General features: G+C 47.0%; 16 protein-coding genes. 9 read left to right on the plus strand and 7 right to left on the minus strand.

What is annotated here, in order from left to right; translation table 11 throughout:
- Positions 1 to 142: 142 nt before the first annotated feature.
- Positions 143 to 487, plus strand: coding sequence for a rhodanese-like domain-containing protein (locus tag J9B83_RS03145; protein WP_211535276.1), 345 nt, complete (start codon positions 143 to 145; stop codon positions 485 to 487).
- Positions 488 to 577: 90 nt separating this feature from the next.
- On the opposite strand, the gene J9B83_RS03150 is transcribed toward J9B83_RS03145, so the two are convergent.
- The gene (locus J9B83_RS03150; protein WP_211535277.1) at positions 578 to 1,321 is read right to left on the minus strand and encodes a dienelactone hydrolase family protein; all 744 of its coding nucleotides are present in this window, start codon (positions 1,319 to 1,321) and stop codon (positions 578 to 580) included.
- 52 nt (positions 1,322 to 1,373) lie between these two features.
- On the opposite strand from J9B83_RS03150, the gene J9B83_RS03155 reads away from it, so the two are divergent.
- The gene (locus J9B83_RS03155) at positions 1,374 to 2,558 is read left to right on the plus strand and encodes a tRNA-queuosine alpha-mannosyltransferase domain-containing protein (protein WP_236037080.1); all 1,185 of its coding nucleotides are present in this window, start codon (positions 1,374 to 1,376) and stop codon (positions 2,556 to 2,558) included.
- Positions 2,558 to 3,295 (plus strand): hypothetical protein, encoded by a 738-nt coding sequence (locus tag J9B83_RS03160; RefSeq protein ID WP_211535278.1) that lies wholly within the window; start codon positions 2,558 to 2,560, stop codon positions 3,293 to 3,295. The genes J9B83_RS03155 and J9B83_RS03160 overlap by 1 nt, the downstream gene beginning before the upstream one ends.
- Before the next feature lie 36 nt (positions 3,296 to 3,331).
- Here the strand turns inward: J9B83_RS03160 and J9B83_RS03165 are convergent, their stop codons facing one another.
- From J9B83_RS03165 to J9B83_RS03175, 3 genes are read right to left on the minus strand one after another with little or no spacing between them, the layout of a single operon-like run.
- A complete protein-coding gene (locus J9B83_RS03165; RefSeq protein WP_211535279.1) occupies positions 3,332 to 3,967 on the minus strand; it encodes an ATP-binding cassette domain-containing protein in 636 nt (211 codons plus the stop codon).
- Positions 3,961 to 5,712 carry an ABC transporter permease gene (locus J9B83_RS03170; protein ID WP_236037081.1) on the minus strand — a complete coding sequence of 584 codons (1,752 nt, stop codon included), beginning with the start codon at positions 5,710 to 5,712 and terminating at the stop codon, positions 3,961 to 3,963. The genes J9B83_RS03165 and J9B83_RS03170 overlap by 7 nt, the downstream gene beginning before the upstream one ends.
- Positions 5,713 to 5,738: 26 nt before the next feature.
- On the minus strand, positions 5,739 to 6,953 hold the full coding sequence (locus J9B83_RS03175; RefSeq protein WP_211535280.1) for an ABC transporter substrate-binding protein: 1,215 nt from the start codon (positions 6,951 to 6,953) through the stop codon (positions 5,739 to 5,741).
- A gap of 186 nt (positions 6,954 to 7,139) precedes the next feature.
- Between J9B83_RS03175 and J9B83_RS03180 the strand changes: the two genes are divergently transcribed.
- From J9B83_RS03180 to J9B83_RS03200, 5 genes are all read left to right on the plus strand, one after another.
- Positions 7,140 to 8,282 (plus strand): succinylglutamate desuccinylase/aspartoacylase family protein, encoded by a 1,143-nt coding sequence (locus tag J9B83_RS03180; protein WP_211535281.1) that lies wholly within the window; start codon positions 7,140 to 7,142, stop codon positions 8,280 to 8,282.
- A gap of 30 nt (positions 8,283 to 8,312) precedes the next feature.
- Positions 8,313 to 10,619 (plus strand): ATP-dependent helicase, encoded by a 2,307-nt coding sequence (locus tag J9B83_RS03185; protein WP_211535282.1) that lies wholly within the window; start codon positions 8,313 to 8,315, stop codon positions 10,617 to 10,619.
- Between the two features lie 11 nt (positions 10,620 to 10,630).
- Entirely contained in the window at positions 10,631 to 11,593 is a 963-nt protein-coding gene (locus J9B83_RS03190) for an isopenicillin N synthase family dioxygenase (RefSeq protein ID WP_211535283.1), read from the plus strand.
- Between the two features lie 93 nt (positions 11,594 to 11,686).
- Entirely contained in the window at positions 11,687 to 11,944 is a 258-nt protein-coding gene (locus tag J9B83_RS03195; RefSeq protein WP_211535284.1) for a DUF4160 domain-containing protein, read from the plus strand.
- Positions 11,945 to 11,947: 3 nt separating this feature from the next.
- Positions 11,948 to 12,208, plus strand: a complete 261-nt coding sequence (locus J9B83_RS03200) for a DUF2442 domain-containing protein (RefSeq protein ID WP_211535285.1) — start codon at positions 11,948 to 11,950, stop codon at positions 12,206 to 12,208.
- Positions 12,209 to 12,237: 29 nt separating this feature from the next.
- Here J9B83_RS03200 and J9B83_RS03205 read toward each other — a convergent pair whose 3' ends face one another.
- Together J9B83_RS03205 and J9B83_RS03210 are read right to left on the minus strand one after the other, a co-directional pair.
- The gene (locus J9B83_RS03205; RefSeq protein ID WP_211535286.1) at positions 12,238 to 12,960 is read right to left on the minus strand and encodes a polyamine aminopropyltransferase; all 723 of its coding nucleotides are present in this window, start codon (positions 12,958 to 12,960) and stop codon (positions 12,238 to 12,240) included.
- 22 nt (positions 12,961 to 12,982) lie between these two features.
- Complete coding sequence (locus J9B83_RS03210) at positions 12,983 to 14,179, minus strand: DEAD/DEAH box helicase (RefSeq protein ID WP_211535287.1); 1,197 nt, start codon at positions 14,177 to 14,179, stop codon at positions 12,983 to 12,985.
- Between the two features lie 308 nt (positions 14,180 to 14,487).
- Here J9B83_RS03210 and J9B83_RS03215 point away from each other — a divergent pair, with 308 nt between their 5' ends.
- The gene (locus tag J9B83_RS03215; protein WP_211535288.1) at positions 14,488 to 16,068 is read left to right on the plus strand and encodes an L-lactate permease; all 1,581 of its coding nucleotides are present in this window, start codon (positions 14,488 to 14,490) and stop codon (positions 16,066 to 16,068) included.
- A 72-nt stretch (positions 16,069 to 16,140) separates the two neighbouring features.
- Here J9B83_RS03215 and J9B83_RS03220 read toward each other — a convergent pair whose 3' ends face one another.
- On the minus strand, positions 16,141 to 17,655 hold the full coding sequence (locus tag J9B83_RS03220) for an alanine/glycine:cation symporter family protein (RefSeq protein ID WP_211535289.1): 1,515 nt from the start codon (positions 17,653 to 17,655) through the stop codon (positions 16,141 to 16,143).
- Positions 17,656 to 18,167 lie beyond the last annotated feature (512 nt).

Consider the following 18,167-nt stretch of genomic DNA (forward strand, 5'->3'; position numbering starts at 1 on the left):
GTTAAAAGGTATTCAATGATTTTACTGTAAAAATGCTGTGCTGCGGCCGTCATTGGTTTCTTGAATAAAGCCAATAGCTTGATAAGTAAGCTTAATCTCAATATATTAGATGAACCTTAATTAACTTCTATGAGAGTACATCATGCAATATACCCCAAAATTCCAAGCCATGGCCGATGCCGCTCAAGCCAAAGCCGAAGGCATTGAGCCAAGTTCTGTTAACGAGCGCATAGCAAATGGTGCGATTGCGCTAGACATTCGTGATCCTGATGAGCATGCGAAAAGCCACATTGAAGGTTCGTTAAACATCAGTCGCGGAAAACTAGAAATGATCGTGGAAGACAAAATTCCAGACTTAGAAACGGAAATTTTGTGCTACTGCAATGCTAATAACCGTGGCGCTTTGTCTGCCGCATCACTTAAAGATATGGGCTATGTAAATGCTAAATACGTGGCAGGTGGATTAAACGCGTATAAGGCGTTGTAAAAAGTCTGCTACTGGCGTTTGTTTTGCCAGCGCTAGAAAAAACACTGTTACAAATAAACCCCAGCTTGCTGGGGTTTATTGTTTTGTTATTTAAGCTTTGTGAAGTGTCCGTTGGAATAGCGCGACTGCTTTTGCGTAGCATTCAAGTGCCAATGCAGGGTCGTACCTATCACCTTCATCACGCATAAAGGCGTGTTGTCCGTTTACTTCTTGCCAAGTGAAATTGCGGTTCGTGTCGATCAATTGCTGGTAGATTTTTTGGCGGCCTTCGGTCGGAACATGAGGGTCTTGCTTACCCCACACAAGAGCGATTTCCCCTTGAATGTCTTTAGTGCGCATAAAAGAATCGTTACCTTCTTGGCATGGTATAGTGTTGGAGTGAATGTCCGTGGCATACAAGCAGAAAGCCGCTTGGATTCGAGGGTTTAACGCCGCGCGGTAGGCCAAATGTCCGCCTAAACACACACCCATACTGCCAAATTGTCCTGTGCAATAGGTCTTTTGTTCGAAATATTCGATCATGGCTATTGTGTCACTGTCGTGTGCTTCCAGTGTTTTGGTGAATTTATCGGCGTTACCCTTATCTTTCCCTGCATCGTCATAACCCAGCACTGTGCCGATTGGGTTTAGTTCGTGGAACACTTCGGGCACAATGACCACAAAACCATGGCCTGCCATGATAGCGGCTGAGCGCGCAATGGGCGCAGTTTGTTGGAAAATTTCAGAATAGAAAAAGACGCAAGGGAATTTACCCTCTGCTTGAGGGCGATAAACGGTGCAGCGCATAGTGCCTGTTGGGGTGTCGATGTCTTGATCGTGACGTTGAATGATCATGGTTTTCCTTAAAGAAATGTAATTTTCCTACATAATAGGCGAGCTGCCATGGATGAGCCAGCCACAAAAGCACATTTTACCGACTAAATTTTTTGCAAATAACAAAGAGAACCCTGTGCGAATTTTATTGATCAGTGCCTACGAAGCCAGCAGTCACAAAGCGTGGTCTGATACCTTAATGACGGGGTTAAATCAGCACGAATGGACCTATTTGTCTTTGCCAGCGCGACATTTTGCGTGGCGCATTCGCGGGAATGCCATGAGTTTTGCTTTTGACCCTCAGAATAAACCCACATTAGACGCTGGTTACGACCTGGTTATCGCCACCTCGATGACCGACGTGGTCGGCTTGAAAGCCTTTTGTCCCGCTTTGCAGTCCCTTCCGTGGTTGCTGTATTTTCATGAAAATCAATTTGCTTACCCTGCCAACGACAAACAGCAAGGCTTGGTAGAGATGCAAATGGTGACTTTGTACAGTGCGTTGGCGGCTGATCAATGTGTCTTTAACAGCGTGTTTAATAAACACACATTTTTTGCCGGTGCGCGAGCGTTACTGAAAAAGCTGCCCGATTTTGTGTCGCCAAGCTGGCTTGATAAAGTGGAATCTAAAGCCGATGTGTTGCCTGTGCCTTTAGAAATACCTCAAGCTACCCTGTCGTCCCCATTTGCTCCAAACTCAATACCAAACATAGAGTCACCGATTAAACTCGTCTGGTCGGCACGTTGGGAATTCGACAAAGGCCCAGAGCGTCTCTTCGCCATTCTCAAGGAATTGCAGCGACGAGGGGTTAAGTTTGAAATAGCTATTTTGGGAGAACAATTTCGCACCACGCCGCCAATATTTGCACAAATACACGCTGAGTTTAGCGACCAAATCTCCCAATTTGGCTTTGCCCCCAGCCGGGCGGATTATCTGTCGTTTTTATCCTCGTCTCACATGGTGCTGTCCACGGCATTGCATGAATTTCAAGGTTTGTCCGTACTTGAAGCCGTCGCGTTAGGCTGTCTGCCCGTGCTGCCTAACAGACAGGTATACCCAGAATTGTTTGAGCCGCCATTTCTCTATCAAAGTCACATTGAAGACATAGCGCAGGAAGCCAAAGGGGCGGTAGACCGGATACTTGAGTTATCGTCAGCACCACTACGTAAGCCAGATGTCGCCCATTATTACGCTGAAAATTTGCTGCTGAAATACGACGTTTTACTGCAACAGCTGACGACACAAGGAGCCAGTTGATGATGTTTTCTTTGTCGTATGGTCGTGTTTATTTACCGGTTTTTTTCGTGCTTTGGCTTGGGTTATTGTTAGACAGCGACACCATGGCGATGCGTATAGAACAAGGCCAATCGATCACCAATGGCTTGGTGTTGGCGTGCTTTGTTTGGGTATATTGGCAAGTCAGCCATAGAATTAAAAAGTTGATGCTCTACGGCGTCGGCCTCGCATACCTTGGGGAAGTCGTATTTGCACTCTGGTTGGGTATGTATGAGTACCGGCTCGGCAATGTGCCTTTTTATGTGCCACTTGGGCACAGCTTGGTTTACGCCGCGGTATTTTATCTCCATAAAGAAAGGTGTGTTCAAAAGTACAAAAAGCCGTTGACCACCATTTTGTATGGCGTAATGGTGGTCTATTCGAGCCTTTGGTTATGGCTTGATCAAGACCGTTTTGGCTTTTTATGTACCTTGGTTATTCTGTTATTGCTAAGAAAGAAAACCGGCTATGAACTCTTCTTTCTTATCATGTTTTTTATGGTGGTGTACCTAGAACTCTTAGGAACGTATTTTGGCAGCTGGACATGGCCAGATACTTGGTTTGCAACCGTGTCATTTATCACCAGCAGCAACCCACCCAGCGGCATCAGCATGTTTTATTTTGGCTTCGACATTGGCTGTTTGTGGCTTTATAAACAATTCAACAAACCACAGTGGCATCGAATGAAACGACTCAGAGCTCTGAAGCGCGCTGTATAATTTCTTTCAACTATTTCATTTAAAAGCGCCACCCAATCAGGTGGCTTTTTCCAGTTCCAAACACTTGCCTTGCATGGCTTTGGCGTCTTCTGAATCGTGAGTAACCAGTAATGCAGGGATGTTGGCGTGGCGTATTTCGGCCAGCACGAAGGCGCGCACGTCCCGTCGTAGGGCGGGGTCGAGTTTGCTAAAAGGCTCGTCTAGCAGCAGATAATCTGGTTTTGAAAGCAAGGTACGAAGTAAGGCGACACGGGCTTGTTGTCCGCCAGATAATTCCTTCGGCAGTGCGTTGGCTTTGTCGGGTATGCCGAGCTTTTCCAGCGCCTGTTGCGCCATTTTGTGGCGCTGCTCAGGTGGAATGTCTTCGGCAATGGCAAACAGTAGGTTTTCCAAAATGCTCATGTGTGGAAACAGCAAGGGCATCTGCTGCAACAAGCCGACTCGCCTAGCCGTCGTAGGCTTACCGTGAAGCGCCGTATCATTCAAAAAGGCTTCCCCTGTCGCGGTGAGGCTTTGGTGTAAAGTGCCACTCAAAAAGTGCAACAAGCTGGATTTACCAATACCGCTTGGCCCCATAATGGACAGCACCTGGCCATTGTCGATGTCGAAACTCACGTGTTGAATCAGTCGTTTATCTTTAAGGGATAAGCAGAAGTCTTTTACGATTAGCACTGGGTGTCCTTTTTGAAGAAAAAGTGTTTGCTACGAATGACGCACTGTTTGATGAAGAGACGCCATCTTGTCCAACGACGAGGAATAAATTGTGCGAGCCAAAACACCAATATGGGGAAGAAAGCTTGCAACATGGCCATGCTGCCCACTTGCTTACGATCGCCAGAGGCAGCTTGCGCAACGGCTTCGGTAGTGAGTGTGCTGTAGCGGCCTTCGCCAGCAATGAGCGTTGGCAGGTATTGCGCAATACTGACCGAGAAACCAATGGCGAATGCGGTAAACATCGCGGGTTTGAGCATGGCGATTTTGATGCCGAGGTAATTTCGCCAAGGCCGATAATGGATGCGGTTCGCCTGTTGCAAATAGCCTTCTTCGTAGCTCAGATAAGGGCCCTTGAGGGTTAAGTAGACATAGGGCAGCACGTACATCAGATGCAGAGCAATAATGGCACAAAGGTCGCCGTTGAGTTCCAAGTAAATCAGTAAAACATGCAAGCCAAACAAGAAGCCAATCTGCGGCAGCAAAATCGGTACATAAATCAACCAATCGAATAAATGGTTTTTCGTGTGCTGATGTTGCTTGTCCATATCCTGACGTTTGGTTTCCAGCATGATCAGGCTAATAGCGCACGCCAGTAAGGTAGACAAAAACGCGATTAACAGCGTGTTTGTCGTGAGTTCCAGTAACAATGGGCCCGCACGTTCAAGATTGCTAAGCGTCCATTGGCTTGGCAAGGCATCGGGAAAACGCCAGCGTCGAGCCAAAGACCATATCGGCAACAATACCAGAGCAACAAAGCCATTCAGCAACGCCAATAACCCAACAATAACACCTAAGCGTAGTAAGTTGTCGCTCAAACCGGCGCGTTTGCCGTTGCTACGCTCGGAACGAGTGATTTTGCTGGTCAGTTTGTGGCTCAACTCCCAGCCTGCCAACACAGACACCACGCACAACATAAGAAATACGGCCCCAGCGCTGGCCATGAATCGCATCGACAGATCTGGGTTGTTAAACCAGCGCAATAAAGTAACCGCTAAGGTAGAGGGTGTGTTGGGGCCAATGACCAGTGCCAAATCCACCACGGTAAGACTAAAGGCCACGACAATAAAAATCGGCAAACGCACAATAGGGTATAACTGCGGGATCAAGACTTTACGCCACAAGGTAAAACGGCTGTAGCCAAGGGCCTGTCCTACCTGCAAGCTTTCACGAGCCTTAATGCTTTTCATGGTGGTGAGCATGACAAACAACAAATAAGGCATTTCTTTGATCACCAAGGCGATAATCAAAGACACGCCGTAAGGGTCTTGTACGCTGATCCAATTAGGTGGTCGTTCAAATCCAGTTAACCAAGGGCTAAAAACCCGCACCAACCAGCCCGAAGGACTGAGCAAAAACAGCAAACCAATAGCGATGGCCGCATGGGGAATGGCCAACAAGGGCGACAGCAAGGCTTCTATTTTAGTAAAAAAAGGTCGCTGATAGCCCCACGCTAACAATGATAACGCCAGCCATAAAGACAAAATAGGCGCGCCAATGCCGGTGATCAGAGTTAACTTCAGGCTGGCGTAAAACTCGCCGTGGGAAAATAAATCTCGCCATGGTGACAACGACAGTTGATATTCACCCAGTGGCGGGAAATATTGAAAGGCAGGCAATAAGGTACCGATGAGACCAATGGCAATGGGGATCATCAGTACCAAAGCCATTACCCAAGTAATAAGGCGTGTGTGAATTAGGGGCATTTTACTTCTTAGTCAGTGGTTGGCGATTATTGTGCGTAACGCTCACGCCATTCTTTTTCTAAAGCGGTCACCCAGCTGCTATGAGGTTCAGGCAGTGTTTGTCCAAGCTCCTCAATACTTAAGGTGGCAATACCACGGGGAATAGTGTCGAAGGCTTGTTGCTGTTCCTTGGACAATTTCGCATAGGACAAGACACTTAAATCGCCCCAAACAGTGGGGTTTTGTTTGCGAATTTGCGCCTCGGGAGACAACATAAAGTTGGCTACTACTTGAGCGCCCGCTTTGGCGCTGCTGTTGTAAGGAATGGCCAAAAAGTGCGTATTGCCAATGGTGCCTTTAGTAAACACATAAGAACGAACCGAGTCTGGCAAATTGCCGCGGTCGATTTGTATCGACGCCGCTGAAATGTCAAAGCTCAACGCCACGTCGATTTCCTGATCGTCGAGCAAACGCATCATTTCTTCAGAACTGGAAGGAAAGGTTTGGCCGTTGCGCCACGCCACTTGATGCAGCTGATCCAAATACGCCCATAAAGGCGCGGTAACAGCGTGAAAATCTACTTGATCGACAGGGTTGGATAACAAGCTGGTATCAGGTGTTAACTCATGCAGCGCTTGTTTTAGAAACGTGGAGCCTAAAAACTGCGGCGGCTCTGGGTAGGTAATTCGGCCTGGGTTGGCTTGGGCATAACTAAGTAGCTCATTCATGGATTTAGGCGGCGTTGCTAAGGTTTCGGTATCGTGCATGAAAATCACCTGTGCCATGCCCCAAGGCGACTCCATGCCATCAACAGGCGTACCAAAATCTTGGGTCAAACTTTGACGAGCGGACTCGTCGACGTAATGAGCATAGTTAGGCAAATTGTGGCTAAAAGGCCCAAACAGCAATGCGTTGTCTTTCATGGCACGAAAGTTTTCACCGTTTAACCAAATAAGATCAATGGAGCCTTCACTGTTTTTGCCTGCGGCTTTTTCGGCCAATACACGGTTCACCGCATCGGACGCGTCGGTCAGTTTTACCTGCTTGAGCGTCACGTCGTATTCTTGTTCAATACGATCGGCTGCCCATTGAATGTAATCGTTGATATTATCGGCGCCACCCCACGCATTAAAATACACGGTTTGGCCTTTGGCTTGTTCAAGTGTTTGTTGCCATTGGTCGTTGCTGGTGACGGCCAAAGCGGACACGCTTGAGAGCATAAAAGCGGCGGCCATTGACGCAGCGATAAAGGTTTTTTTCATGGTTTTTTCCTAACAGTCATAAGCGATTTATTATAAGACGTATGTAACGGGTGAATTGTTACACCGATGGCAATTGTTTTTTATTAAAAATGGCTTTTAGCGTACCATGTTGCAGCGGTAAATAGAGTGCATCTGACTGTGTCATTATGTATACCTTGTGTCGATTACGGTCATTGATGAGGTGTTATGACGTACCAAATTTTTTCCCATGCGTTACCTAATGCAACCCCAGGAACTCAGCGTGTGCTTAAAGCGAATCATTTTGGCGAGGCTGGAGCGCGACCGAAAGTGTATCTTCAAGCGGGACTACATGCCGATGAATGGCCGGGCTTTTTGGTCCTCAATACTTTACTTCGAATGCTCAAAAAAGCCGATGAAGCGGGTTTAATTCAAGGGGAAATTGTCATTGTTCCCGTGGCTAACCCTATTGGTTTGGCGCAGAATTTCCATGGCTATATTCCAGGGCGATTTGCTTTTTCGGATGGTGGCGGTAATTTTAATCGCAATTGGCCTCAGCTCGGGCAAAAAGTAGAAAAGCGCATCAAAAGTGAGATAACAGGCGATATTGCGGCCAATGTTGACCTAGTCCGTCATGCCATTCACGAAGAACTATGCTTACTGCCAGAAACCACAGAATTACAAGGCATGAAGAAAACCTTACTGGCCTTGTCGATGGACGCAGACGAAGTGCTGGACTTACATTGCTCGGGTGAAGCCAGTATGCACGCCTATGTAGCGCAAGAATTTGAAGGGCACTTTCGACCGCTGTTGGCGTTGTTGGGTGCTAAGGTGGGCTTATCTGAATTAGAAACCGGCGCGGCTTCATTCGATGAAACCAATGTCAGTGTATGGCGCGAGCTAAAAGCCCATTATGCGCATTTAGTGCCTTGGGGAACGCGCTCGCTCACTGTAGAACTGCGCGGCGAAAACGATATTTCTAACGACTTTGCGCAACAAGATGCTCAAGCTTTGTTTGATTATTTGGTGTTGCGCGAGGTCATTGCTGGTAAAGCACCGGCGATCGACGACAGCGAACTGGTGTATTACCCCCTTGACGCGATGGATCTGGTGAAAGCCCCGTGCGCGGGCATCGTGTGTTATCACAAAGCCATTGGCGACGAAGTAGAGGCGGGCGAAGTGATTGGCGAGGTGGTGAATCTAACCGACGACAACGTGGAAACCTCTTCCTATCCGTTAGTTGCTCGCACCAATGGCGTTTTATTTGCCCGTGTGCAACGTCGGCTGGTGGTGTGCGGTGAATCCATTGCTAAAATCGCCGGCAGAGAGCATCTTGCGTTTCGTGAGATGGGCCATTTATTTGAAGACTAGCGCTTTGATCATGAACAAGGTTAGATTATTTTGACAGCTGTACAATCTGATGCCCGCCTATCCTCGTCGTTAACCGATGAGCAGCAAGGGGTCGTTGATCACGACTTGACCACGCCAGCGAAAGTCATTGCTGTGGCGGGGGCGGGGAAAACCACGACCTTAATCGCTCGTATCGAGCATTTATTGGCGCAAGGTGTCGATCCTTCACACATTGGCGTGTTTATGTTTAACAAAAGCGCCCAAGCGGAGTTTGCTGAGCGTTTGAGCAAGCGCTTAAACGCAGCAGGGTACTTTCGTTCTCCGAGTGTGATGACATTTCATGCCTTTGGTATGCAGTTTTGCCGACGCTTAGAACAGCAAAATTGGTTGCCAGCCGCCAAGCTGGTGACGGACGATTTTAGTTTAGTGAAAATGTTGCGCGACGCCTTGCAACGCTTGGTGCGCAAAGGCGATCAGATTTCTTTGCAAGATGAAAAAGACTGGCTAGAAGATGCCCTACTGTTTATCGATCAAGTGAAAGCGTCGGACCAATCGGCACAACGTGTTTTTGATGCTCTTGGTTGGTCAACTGAGCGACGTTTTTTCCCCGACTTATACGATGAACTAGAACGTTTACGCAAACGCGATAACGTCCGTTTTTTTGCTGACTTGCTCAGTGACCCTTATCAGTTGATCAGCGAATTGCCCGAAGCAGAGTGCTTACGAGTCAGGCAGCTGGTGCCGGATTTTCGCTACTTGCTTATTGATGAATTTCAAGACATCAACCCCTGTCAGTATGAGTTGTTAAAGCGGCTTTATCCTGCGCCGTGTCAATGGATGATTGTGGGTGACGTGCAACAATGCATTTATGAATGGCGTGGTGCTAGCCCTGAGATCATGGCGACCCAGTTCGATATAGACTTCGATAAAGCGGTGACTTACCCGCTGAGCAGCAGTTTTCGTTTTGGTCATGCGGTGGGGTTAATGGCGTCCAGCGTGATCAGTGAAAATGACCCAGATGCCTTGGTAATCGGCGCTGGCGAGCGTACTAGAGTGTCTTTTGCTCGTGCGCCAAAAACCGGAAAAGCTCTATTGGGAGAGCTGAAATCTTGGGTAGATGAAGGCCATGCCCTGAGCGACAGTGCCGTGCTGGTTCGTCTTTACAGCGACATGGTGCCGGTGCAACTGGCCTTGATGCACAAGGGTGTACCTTATCAATTGCATGGGGATTCACCCTTGTTGGAAAATCGTCAAATTCGCATGTTAATGGCGTATTTGGCGGTGATTGCGGGTGGCTTAGAAAATCCTGCGGTATTTTTTCATCGGGATGATGTGGAGTATTTACTGACCGTTCCCAGTTTGGGTGGCTCCATGGCACAACGAAAAACCTTGATTCAGCAGGCTCGTCAGTCACCCCATTTGTTGCCACAAATGATAGAAACACTGGCGGATTCGATGGATGGCTGGCGTGCGAAAAAGCTTTATGAACGGGCAGATTGGTTACGCAGCTTAGGCATGTATCGCCGCGATCCGGCGCAAGGCTTAGCGCACACCTTGGAGAAACTGGGCATTTATCGTTACTTTGAAAGCACCAGCAGCAAAGACATCCAAACCCAAGAGAAAATTGCCACCTGCGATGCTTTTATGGCTTATGTTCGCGGTGTGGGCGGTGAAGCTCAGTCTATTCTAGAGCAACTTGCCACCTTGAATGAAAGGCACACCGACGACAGCCATGGCGTGCACCTGATGACGATTCATAAGTCTAAGGGGTTGGAATTTGATCAGGTGTTGTTGTCGGGGCTACAAGAGGGGCGCTTCCCCTATTACGACGAAGATTTGAGCGCCATTGACAAGCAAGCCGCCAGCGATTTGGCTTCCGAGCGTCGTTTGTTTTATGTGGCCATTACTCGTGCTAGGAAAAAATTGGTGATCCTTGAAACACCGACGGCTGACGAGCATAAACGCATGAAGCAGGGCGATATTCCTCGTGCGGCGGTCAAAAGTTTGTCCTTATCCCGCTTTGTGTTTGAAGCTCAGCCTTACGCTGTTAGTCAAATTTGTGAAGCCTGGTACGATGTGCCCTCTGGCACACCCATTGCTTCCGAAAAGGGCGCGGTTTTTCAGCGTTATTTAAGCGCGGTGGAACCTTCTCCGTCGTTAGTGTTCCACCATCGTGTGGAGGCGCAAAATGGTTTAAAACCCGGTGACAAGGTTCGTCACGACAAGTTTGGCCAAGGTGTTATCGTCCGCCAAGAGCAAGGCGATAAACCTATGATAGTCGTCGATTTCGGCGAAGTGGGATTAAAGCGTTTTAATACCAAGCACACTCAACTTATTAAATTATCTTCCAGAATGTAAGGAACAGGGCAATGTCTATCCCATTAATTGATTTATCCAAACTGACTCACGGCAGCAGCGACGTTCGTCAGAGTGAAATACAGGCGTTAGACACAGCGTGTCGAGAAATTGGCTTTTTCTATTTGATTAATACCGGCATCCCGAATGAGCTTATGTCGGCCTTAATGCGTGAGGCGAAGCGCTTTTTTGGTCAGCCACAAGATGTCAAAAATGCCATCGATATTAAACACAGCATCAATCATCGTGGATATGGCAATATCGGCGAAGAGCAGTTAGACGAAAAAGGCCACGCCGACTGGAAAGAAACCTTCGACATGGCATTGGATTTTTCAAACGATCACCCTTTAGCGGCGAAATACCCAACCATGTACGGGCCTAATCAAAACCCAAGTGATCCAAAAACCGTCGAAGTACTGCAAGACTATTATGTGGAAGCCTTTAAGGTCGCGCAAAAGCTGCTAACCGCTATGGCGCAAGCCCTGTCTCTAGACGACGACTTTTTCACCCGATGCTTTCAGAACCATGTGACTGTGTTACGCATGATCCATTACCCGCCGCGTCCAGCCAGCGAACACGACAATGGCGCAGGCGCTCACACAGATTACGGTTGTGTGACTTTATTGTTGCAAGATCAAATTGGTGGATTGCAAGTGAAGACTCGTCAAGGTGAATGGGTTGATGCGACGCCTATTGAAAACGCCATCGTGGTAAACATTGGCGACTTAATGCAACGCTGGACCAACGACGAATACGTGTCGACCGCGCACCGTGTGAGAGCGTCCTTGCCAGACGTACATCGTTACTCCTTCCCATTTTTCGTGGAACCCGATTACGAAACCAATGTGGAATGCGTGCCTAGCTGTGCCACGGCAGAAAAACCAGCGAAATATGACGCCATCCTCAGCGGTGACTGGATACAGTCGCGTTTTGACGCCACCTACGCTTATCGCGAAAAAGAAGCAGCAGGGCAGTAAAAGGAAGTTAGAAAATTTTCTTACTATCTGAAATTGTTCTAAAATTTACGATAGTTGGTTGACCTAAAACATGACCACACGGAGGGCAAAGGAATGCCTGTGATTAGTCGTTTTTATGGGATTTTGATTGCTATGTATTTTAACGATCACAATCCCCCTCATTTTCATGCCAAATATTCTGGCTATGAAGCCTTGTTTGACTTTGACGGCGTTGTTTTAGATGGTGAATTGCCACGAAGAGCCTGTACTTTTGTCCAAGAATGGATTGATATCCACAAAGTTGAGTTAGAAGAAAACTGGTCTCGAGCAAGAGCCGGTGAGCCTTTAAATCCTATCGACCCACTGGAGTAAGTTATGTTGCATGTAACATCGGTAAAGTATCTTTCAGGTTTCAGGCTTTGGGTGGCATTTGATGACGGAACCTCGGGGAACATTGATCTCACCGATGAGTTAAAAGGGCCTATGTTTGAACCGCTTAAAAGCGTTGAGACATTTAATCAGGTTGCCCTTGATCCTGAGTTAGAAACACTGGTCTGGCCGAATGGGGCTGACTTCGCTCCTGAATTTTTAAAGAGACTTCATTGCAAACAACAAACAGCGAGTCAGTTGAAATGAATCGCTCTTTGTTATTCTAAGCCGTCATGTCAGTTTTTTACGCAAACATACACCGAGTTGGTGGAGTCTTTGCCTTGAAAGGGATTGAAAAAAGATACCAGATGAGCGTCGACCTGGTTAAAAACCGTGCCTAGTAGAGCAATGAAATTGTCCTCCGGTGGGTTTTGTGACCACATGGCAAACACACCGTTGGGTTTAAGCTGCTCTGCCATGAGCGTGAGGTTGTCAGTGGTGTAAAAACCGGCGTTGGAAGGGTTGAGAAACTCGGTAGGGGAGTGATCGATGTCGAGTAAAATCGCATCGAATTTTTTACCGTTAGATGTTGGATCAAAGCCTGTTTCTGGGGCCGTGGCAAGGTCAAAAAAACTGCCGAGTACGTAGCGATTTCGTGAATCTTCATTGAGTACTTTACCCAGTGGCACGAGTTCTTTTTGGTGCCAGCTGATCACGGTTTCTAGGGCATCGACCACCAAGAGTTCTTTGATTCGTGGGTCTTTTAACGCCGCGACGGCGGTGTAGCCTAAGCCTAATCCGCCAACAACAACGCTCAAATTCTCGCCTTTGACTTGGGCTAAACCGAGATCGGATAGAGCTTCTTCCGCGTCGACAAACATGCTCGACATCAAAAATTCTTCACCGAGTTTTACTTCGTAAATATCACGGTCGCCAAACGTCGGAATGCGACGTTTACGTAAAGAAATTTCGCCTAATGGCGAGTCTTGGCTGTCGATTTCTTCAAATAATAAAGACATAAAGTAAGACCTTTTATAGGGTTTAGCGTTGGCTCTTGCGAACGTAATTTAAAATAGAAACCGGTACGACTTTGCGTACGGGGAAGCCATCGATTTCTTTACGTTCAATAAGGTGGTTGAGGCGACTTTCGATTGCACAGAGGTTTTTAAAATCTCCCATGGCAACAAACGAAATAGCTTCGCCGCTGGCACCAGCGCGACCGGTTCGACCAATGCGGTGAATGTACTCTTCTGGTTTGAATGGCAGATCGTAATTCACCACACGGCTTAATGCGCCGATGTCGATACCGCGTGCCGCGACGCCCGTTGCCACTAGGTATTTGAGTTCACCGGATTTAAATTGGTTTAAAATTTGCTCGCGCATAGCTTGGCTGCGATCGCCATGAATGGAATCGGCAATAATGCCGCGTTTAGCTAATTGATCGACGAGTTTGGCCGCCCCGTGTTTTTTCTCAATAAAGATCAGTGCCTGATCCCATTCTTGCTCTTTGATCAAGTGACTCAGTAAGGCCGATTTGGTGTCTTTATCGACAGTGATCAACCATTGTTTGATGTTCGCAGCAGCTTTGGTTTTAGGCGAAATAGCGATTTCAAACGCAGGCTTGTCTTGTTTGCTGTCGGAAAATTCGTTCGCAATCACACGCACGCTGTCGGTCATGGTGGCGGAAAAAAGCAAATTTTGACGCTGGGATGGCAGTCGGTCGAGAATATTGTAAATATCGTCAACAAAGCCCATATCAACCATTCTATCGGCTTCGTCGAGCACGAGGTGTTCCAGTTCGTCAAAATGCACCGCCCGTTGATGTGCCAAATCCAGCAGTCGACCCGGTGTGGCGACGAGAATGTCTACGCCTTCGATCAGGCTTTGTTTTTGTGCGTCGCTGTCCACTCCGCCATAGACGGCCAAACAGCGGACGTTTAAATGTTGACTGTATTGAGCCACATTGGACGCGACTTGCACCGCCAATTCTCGTGTTGGTGTGATGATCAAGGCTTTGATGCGTTTGCTGCGGCGCGTTTGAATGTGCTGAAGTTTTTCCAATATGGGCAATACGAACGCCGCTGTTTTACCTGTGCCTGTTTGCGCCGTCGCTATGAGGTCTTTTCCAGCGAGAATGACGGGGATGGCTTGCTGTTGAATGGGTGTTGGGTGTTGGTAGCCTTGATCTTGCACGGCTTTAATAATAGCAGGAGATAATCCTAGCGTTGAAAATGACATAAGTGGCTCAAATGGGTGAGTAAAAATAAAGTGGCGTAATATCTGCGCAGTATAACGCAATCAGGAACAAAACGTGCTTGGTTTACCGAATGATGGGTGTTTAGCAAATGGTAGACACTCACAACGCTTTATCATTTATGCCTAAATGAAACAGAGAAACGTCATAAACTGAATATTTTGTGCGTTTTATCACTGTTTTTATACTGTTTAATGATGGTGGTGTGTGATCAATGTTAGAATTGCGCGCCATTCTTGCATTCGCTTTTTATGGGCTGTGAGCGTTTGCTGTTAACTCATCAAGGAAAAGCATGACTACTTTTGTTTCTGGTTTACCCATTTTGCTTCTAATTTGGGCCATGACGAAGCGCAATGCCGTGCCTTCGCACATTGCTCTGCCTCTAACCGCCATAATGGTGGCGTTCATTCAGTTGTTTTTGTTCCAGGCGGATATGCGTTTGCTGAGCGCTAATGTGGTGGCAGGCGTATTGTCTGTTTTGACGCCTATTTCTATTGTTGCTGGGGCGATTTTGTTGAATCGTATTTTGTTCTTTTCCGGTGCTGAGGCGGTATTGAGTCAGTGGCTCAAAAGCATCAGCACCAATAAAGTGGCTCAGTTGATGATTATTGGTTGGGCGTTTGCCTTTATGATTGAAGGCGCGTCTGGTTTTGGTACGCCTGCGGCGATTGCTGCGCCTATTTTGGTGGGATTGGGTTTTCCTGCCATTCCTGTGGCGATTTTCACCTTAGCGATGAACTCGGTGCCGGTATCATTTGGCGCCGTGGGCACACCGATATGGTTTGGTCTGTCGGCACTGCCGCTTTCTGAACTTCAATTGATGGATATTTCAAAGCAAACGGCGCTGTTGAATAGTCTGGCGGCGTTAGTGATTCCTTTTGTGGCATTGCGTTTCTTATTGAGCTGGAAAGAAATTCGTCAGAATACGGTGTTTATTGTTCTGAGTGTGCTGTCTTGTACTGTGCCGTATGTGCTGTTTGCCCAATGGAATTATGAGTTTCCCTCTTTGATTGGTGGCGCAGTTGGCCTTGGTTTTAATGTGTTTTTTGCAAAAAAAGGCTTGGGTTTGAAGGCTGCGTCTGAGGTGAGTAACGAAGACGCACCGGTTAGCTTGCGTCAAGTGGCAAAAGTCTTTTTACCCTTTGCGCTGCTGATTCTGATTCTTATCGTTACCCGAATTCCCCAGTGGGGCATAAAAGATTTACTCAACAGCATGGTGCCTTTGTGGTCGGCTCAAATGGGCACAACCGAATTTGAGCTAAGCCAAGCGTTAGTCTTTAGCCTAAATAACATTTTAGGTACGTCTGTCAGTTGGCAATATAAGAGTTTGTATGTGCCGGCGATGATCCCTTTCCTAATCGTCTCACTGATTTGTATTCCGCTTTTTGGCATGTCGCGCTCTCTGGTAAGCCGATCTTTTCGTGATACCGGCCAACGCTTACTTTTGCCAGTATTGTCGTTAATTGGTGCTTTGGTGATGGTGAAGCTGATGATGCAAGGTGGTGACGCCGCACCTATGTTGTTGCTGGCACAGGCGTTTGCCAACTTATTGGGCGATTACTGGGGTTATGCTGCCGCTTTGTTGGGTGGGTTAGGGTCTTTCTTCTCGGGTTCCGCGACGGTTTCCAACATCACTTTTGGTGGCATTCAATTAGGCATCGCACAAGAGGTGGGTTTGCCTGTGACCTTGGTGTTGGCTTTGCAGTCGGCTGGTGCGGCCATGGGGAACATGGTGTGCATTAACAACATTATTGCTGTCTCGACGATCCTAGGCATTAAAAACCAAGAGGGTTACATCATTAAGCGTACGATTGTGCCCATGCTTTTTTATGCTTTAGTTGCGGCCTTGTTTGCAGTGGTGACCTTGCTTTAAGTCGTTACAAGAAACAAAAAAAGCCACTTCACTATTACCGTGAAGTGGCTTTTTTTGAACGTTTAGAAAAGATTATTTCTTCGCGTTTTTCTGAGCTTGCTGTTCGTCGTAACGTTTTTCCCAGAACTCCGCGCCTTTGATGCCAAGGGCTTTCGGGTTAAAGGTATATTCTGTTACGCCAGCGGCTTTTTGGTCTTCGTAATCACGCAATGTCTTCATGGTCGGACGAGACATGAAGAAAATAGCGATGATACCGACAATATTCAACCAAGCCATTAAGCCCACGCCTACATCACCTAGGTTCCAAATGTAACCTGCGGTGTTAACTGTGCCGTAAGCTACCATGAACATGATCAATAGCTTAACGAAAGTCAAAGACACGTTAATTTTCAATGCGCGACGAAGGTACGCCACGTTGGTTTCTGCAATGTAGTAGTACGCCAAAATCGTTGTGAAGGCGAAGAAGAACAAGGCGATACCCACAAAGATTGGTCCAATGCTACCAAACACACTGGCCAAGGCCATTTGTGTAAAGGCAGGGGAAGCAATAATAGTGGAAGGATCGACGTTTTGTACGATGAACTGACCATCTGGCAAGGTGCCTTGCACGTTGTACTGTTGAGTGATCAAGATCATTAAGGCGGTTGCTGTACAGATAAACAAGGTATCAACATACACAGAAAAAGCTTGAACCAAACCTTGCTGTGCAGGGTGTTGCACTTCGGCCGCGGCCGCCGCATGAGGACCAGTACCTTGACCTGCTTCGTTTGAGTAAACACCACGTTTCACGCCCCAACCAATCGCTGCACCAAAACCGGCTTGAGCGGTGAACGCATCAGAGAAGATCATACCGAAGATGCCAGGCACCTTGTCTATGTTTAAGAGCACGACAATCAAAGCCATCACAATGTAACCTAGCGCCATAAACGGCACGACGATTTGTGTGAAGCCTGCGATGCGTTTGATGCCACCAAAAATGATAAAGGCCAACACCAACAAAATAGCCGCTAACGCTACTAATTTTGTAGAACCCACATCACCGAAAGAGCTAGAAACCACCACACCTTCACCGAAGATTTGCGTTACCGCATTACCCACCGAGTTGGCTTGGATGCCTGGAAGGAAGATGCCACACGCAAGGATGGAAGCAAAAGCAAACAACACCCCCAGCCATTTTGAGCCTAGGCAGCGTTCAAAATAATACGCTGGGCCACCACGGTATTGGCCGTTGTCGTTTTCTTTGTAAAGCTGACCAAGCGTTGATTCTGCGTAGGCGGTGCTTGCGCCTAAAAACGCCACAACCCACATCCAGAAAACAGCACCAGGGCCACCAAAACCAATTGCAGCGGCAACGCCTGCGATATTACCGGTACCCACACGACCTGAAAGTGACACAGCTAAGGCTTGGAAAGACGAGATGCCTTTGTCTGAGTCGTTTGAGTTGAAAAGTAAAGAACACATTTCTTTGAAATGTCGTACTTGGGCAAAACGGGTAAGTATTGAGTAAAATAAACCGGCACCTAAACACAAATAAATTAGGGCAGGGCTCCAAATGACTCCGTTTAAGAAATCAATGAATGCTTGCATAGAAAGTCCTCGATTGTGATTCGCTATAAGCGTTTTTTGTCGTTATGAAGAGTGTAGATGCAGCGTCTCGTCCATGGAGACAGCCGCTGTTACTTTGTGTGATATTACGAAGAGGTAAATAACGCATGAAAAGTGCATCTACGAGGTAAGAATTTATCATGAAAAAAAAGCCAGATCTATTTGTAAATCTATGTTATTGAGTGTTTTCTTTTGTTGCAGTAACAATTTTAAAGAATAAGTGCGTTATCAAATGCAAAATAACCGATTTATCTTCTATCTGTAGAATCGGGGTATTAACAAAGTGCTCATTCAATTTATCTAATATAATAAACACAGCAATCTATTGTTAATGAATTACTTTGTAAAAATGAACTTTTTGTTTGGCTTGAAGAGGAGTAAAAGGGTAATGCTGAAAAAAGAGGTGCTTAGCACATTGTTGAGAAAGCCAATTAATGAAACTGTCTGACGTCATTCATTTTGAAAAGCTTTGAGCTAACACCCAAAGCTTTTTG

The organism is Marinomonas vulgaris (assembly GCF_018145875.1).
Lineage (GTDB): Bacteria > Pseudomonadota > Gammaproteobacteria > Pseudomonadales > Marinomonadaceae > Marinomonas > Marinomonas vulgaris.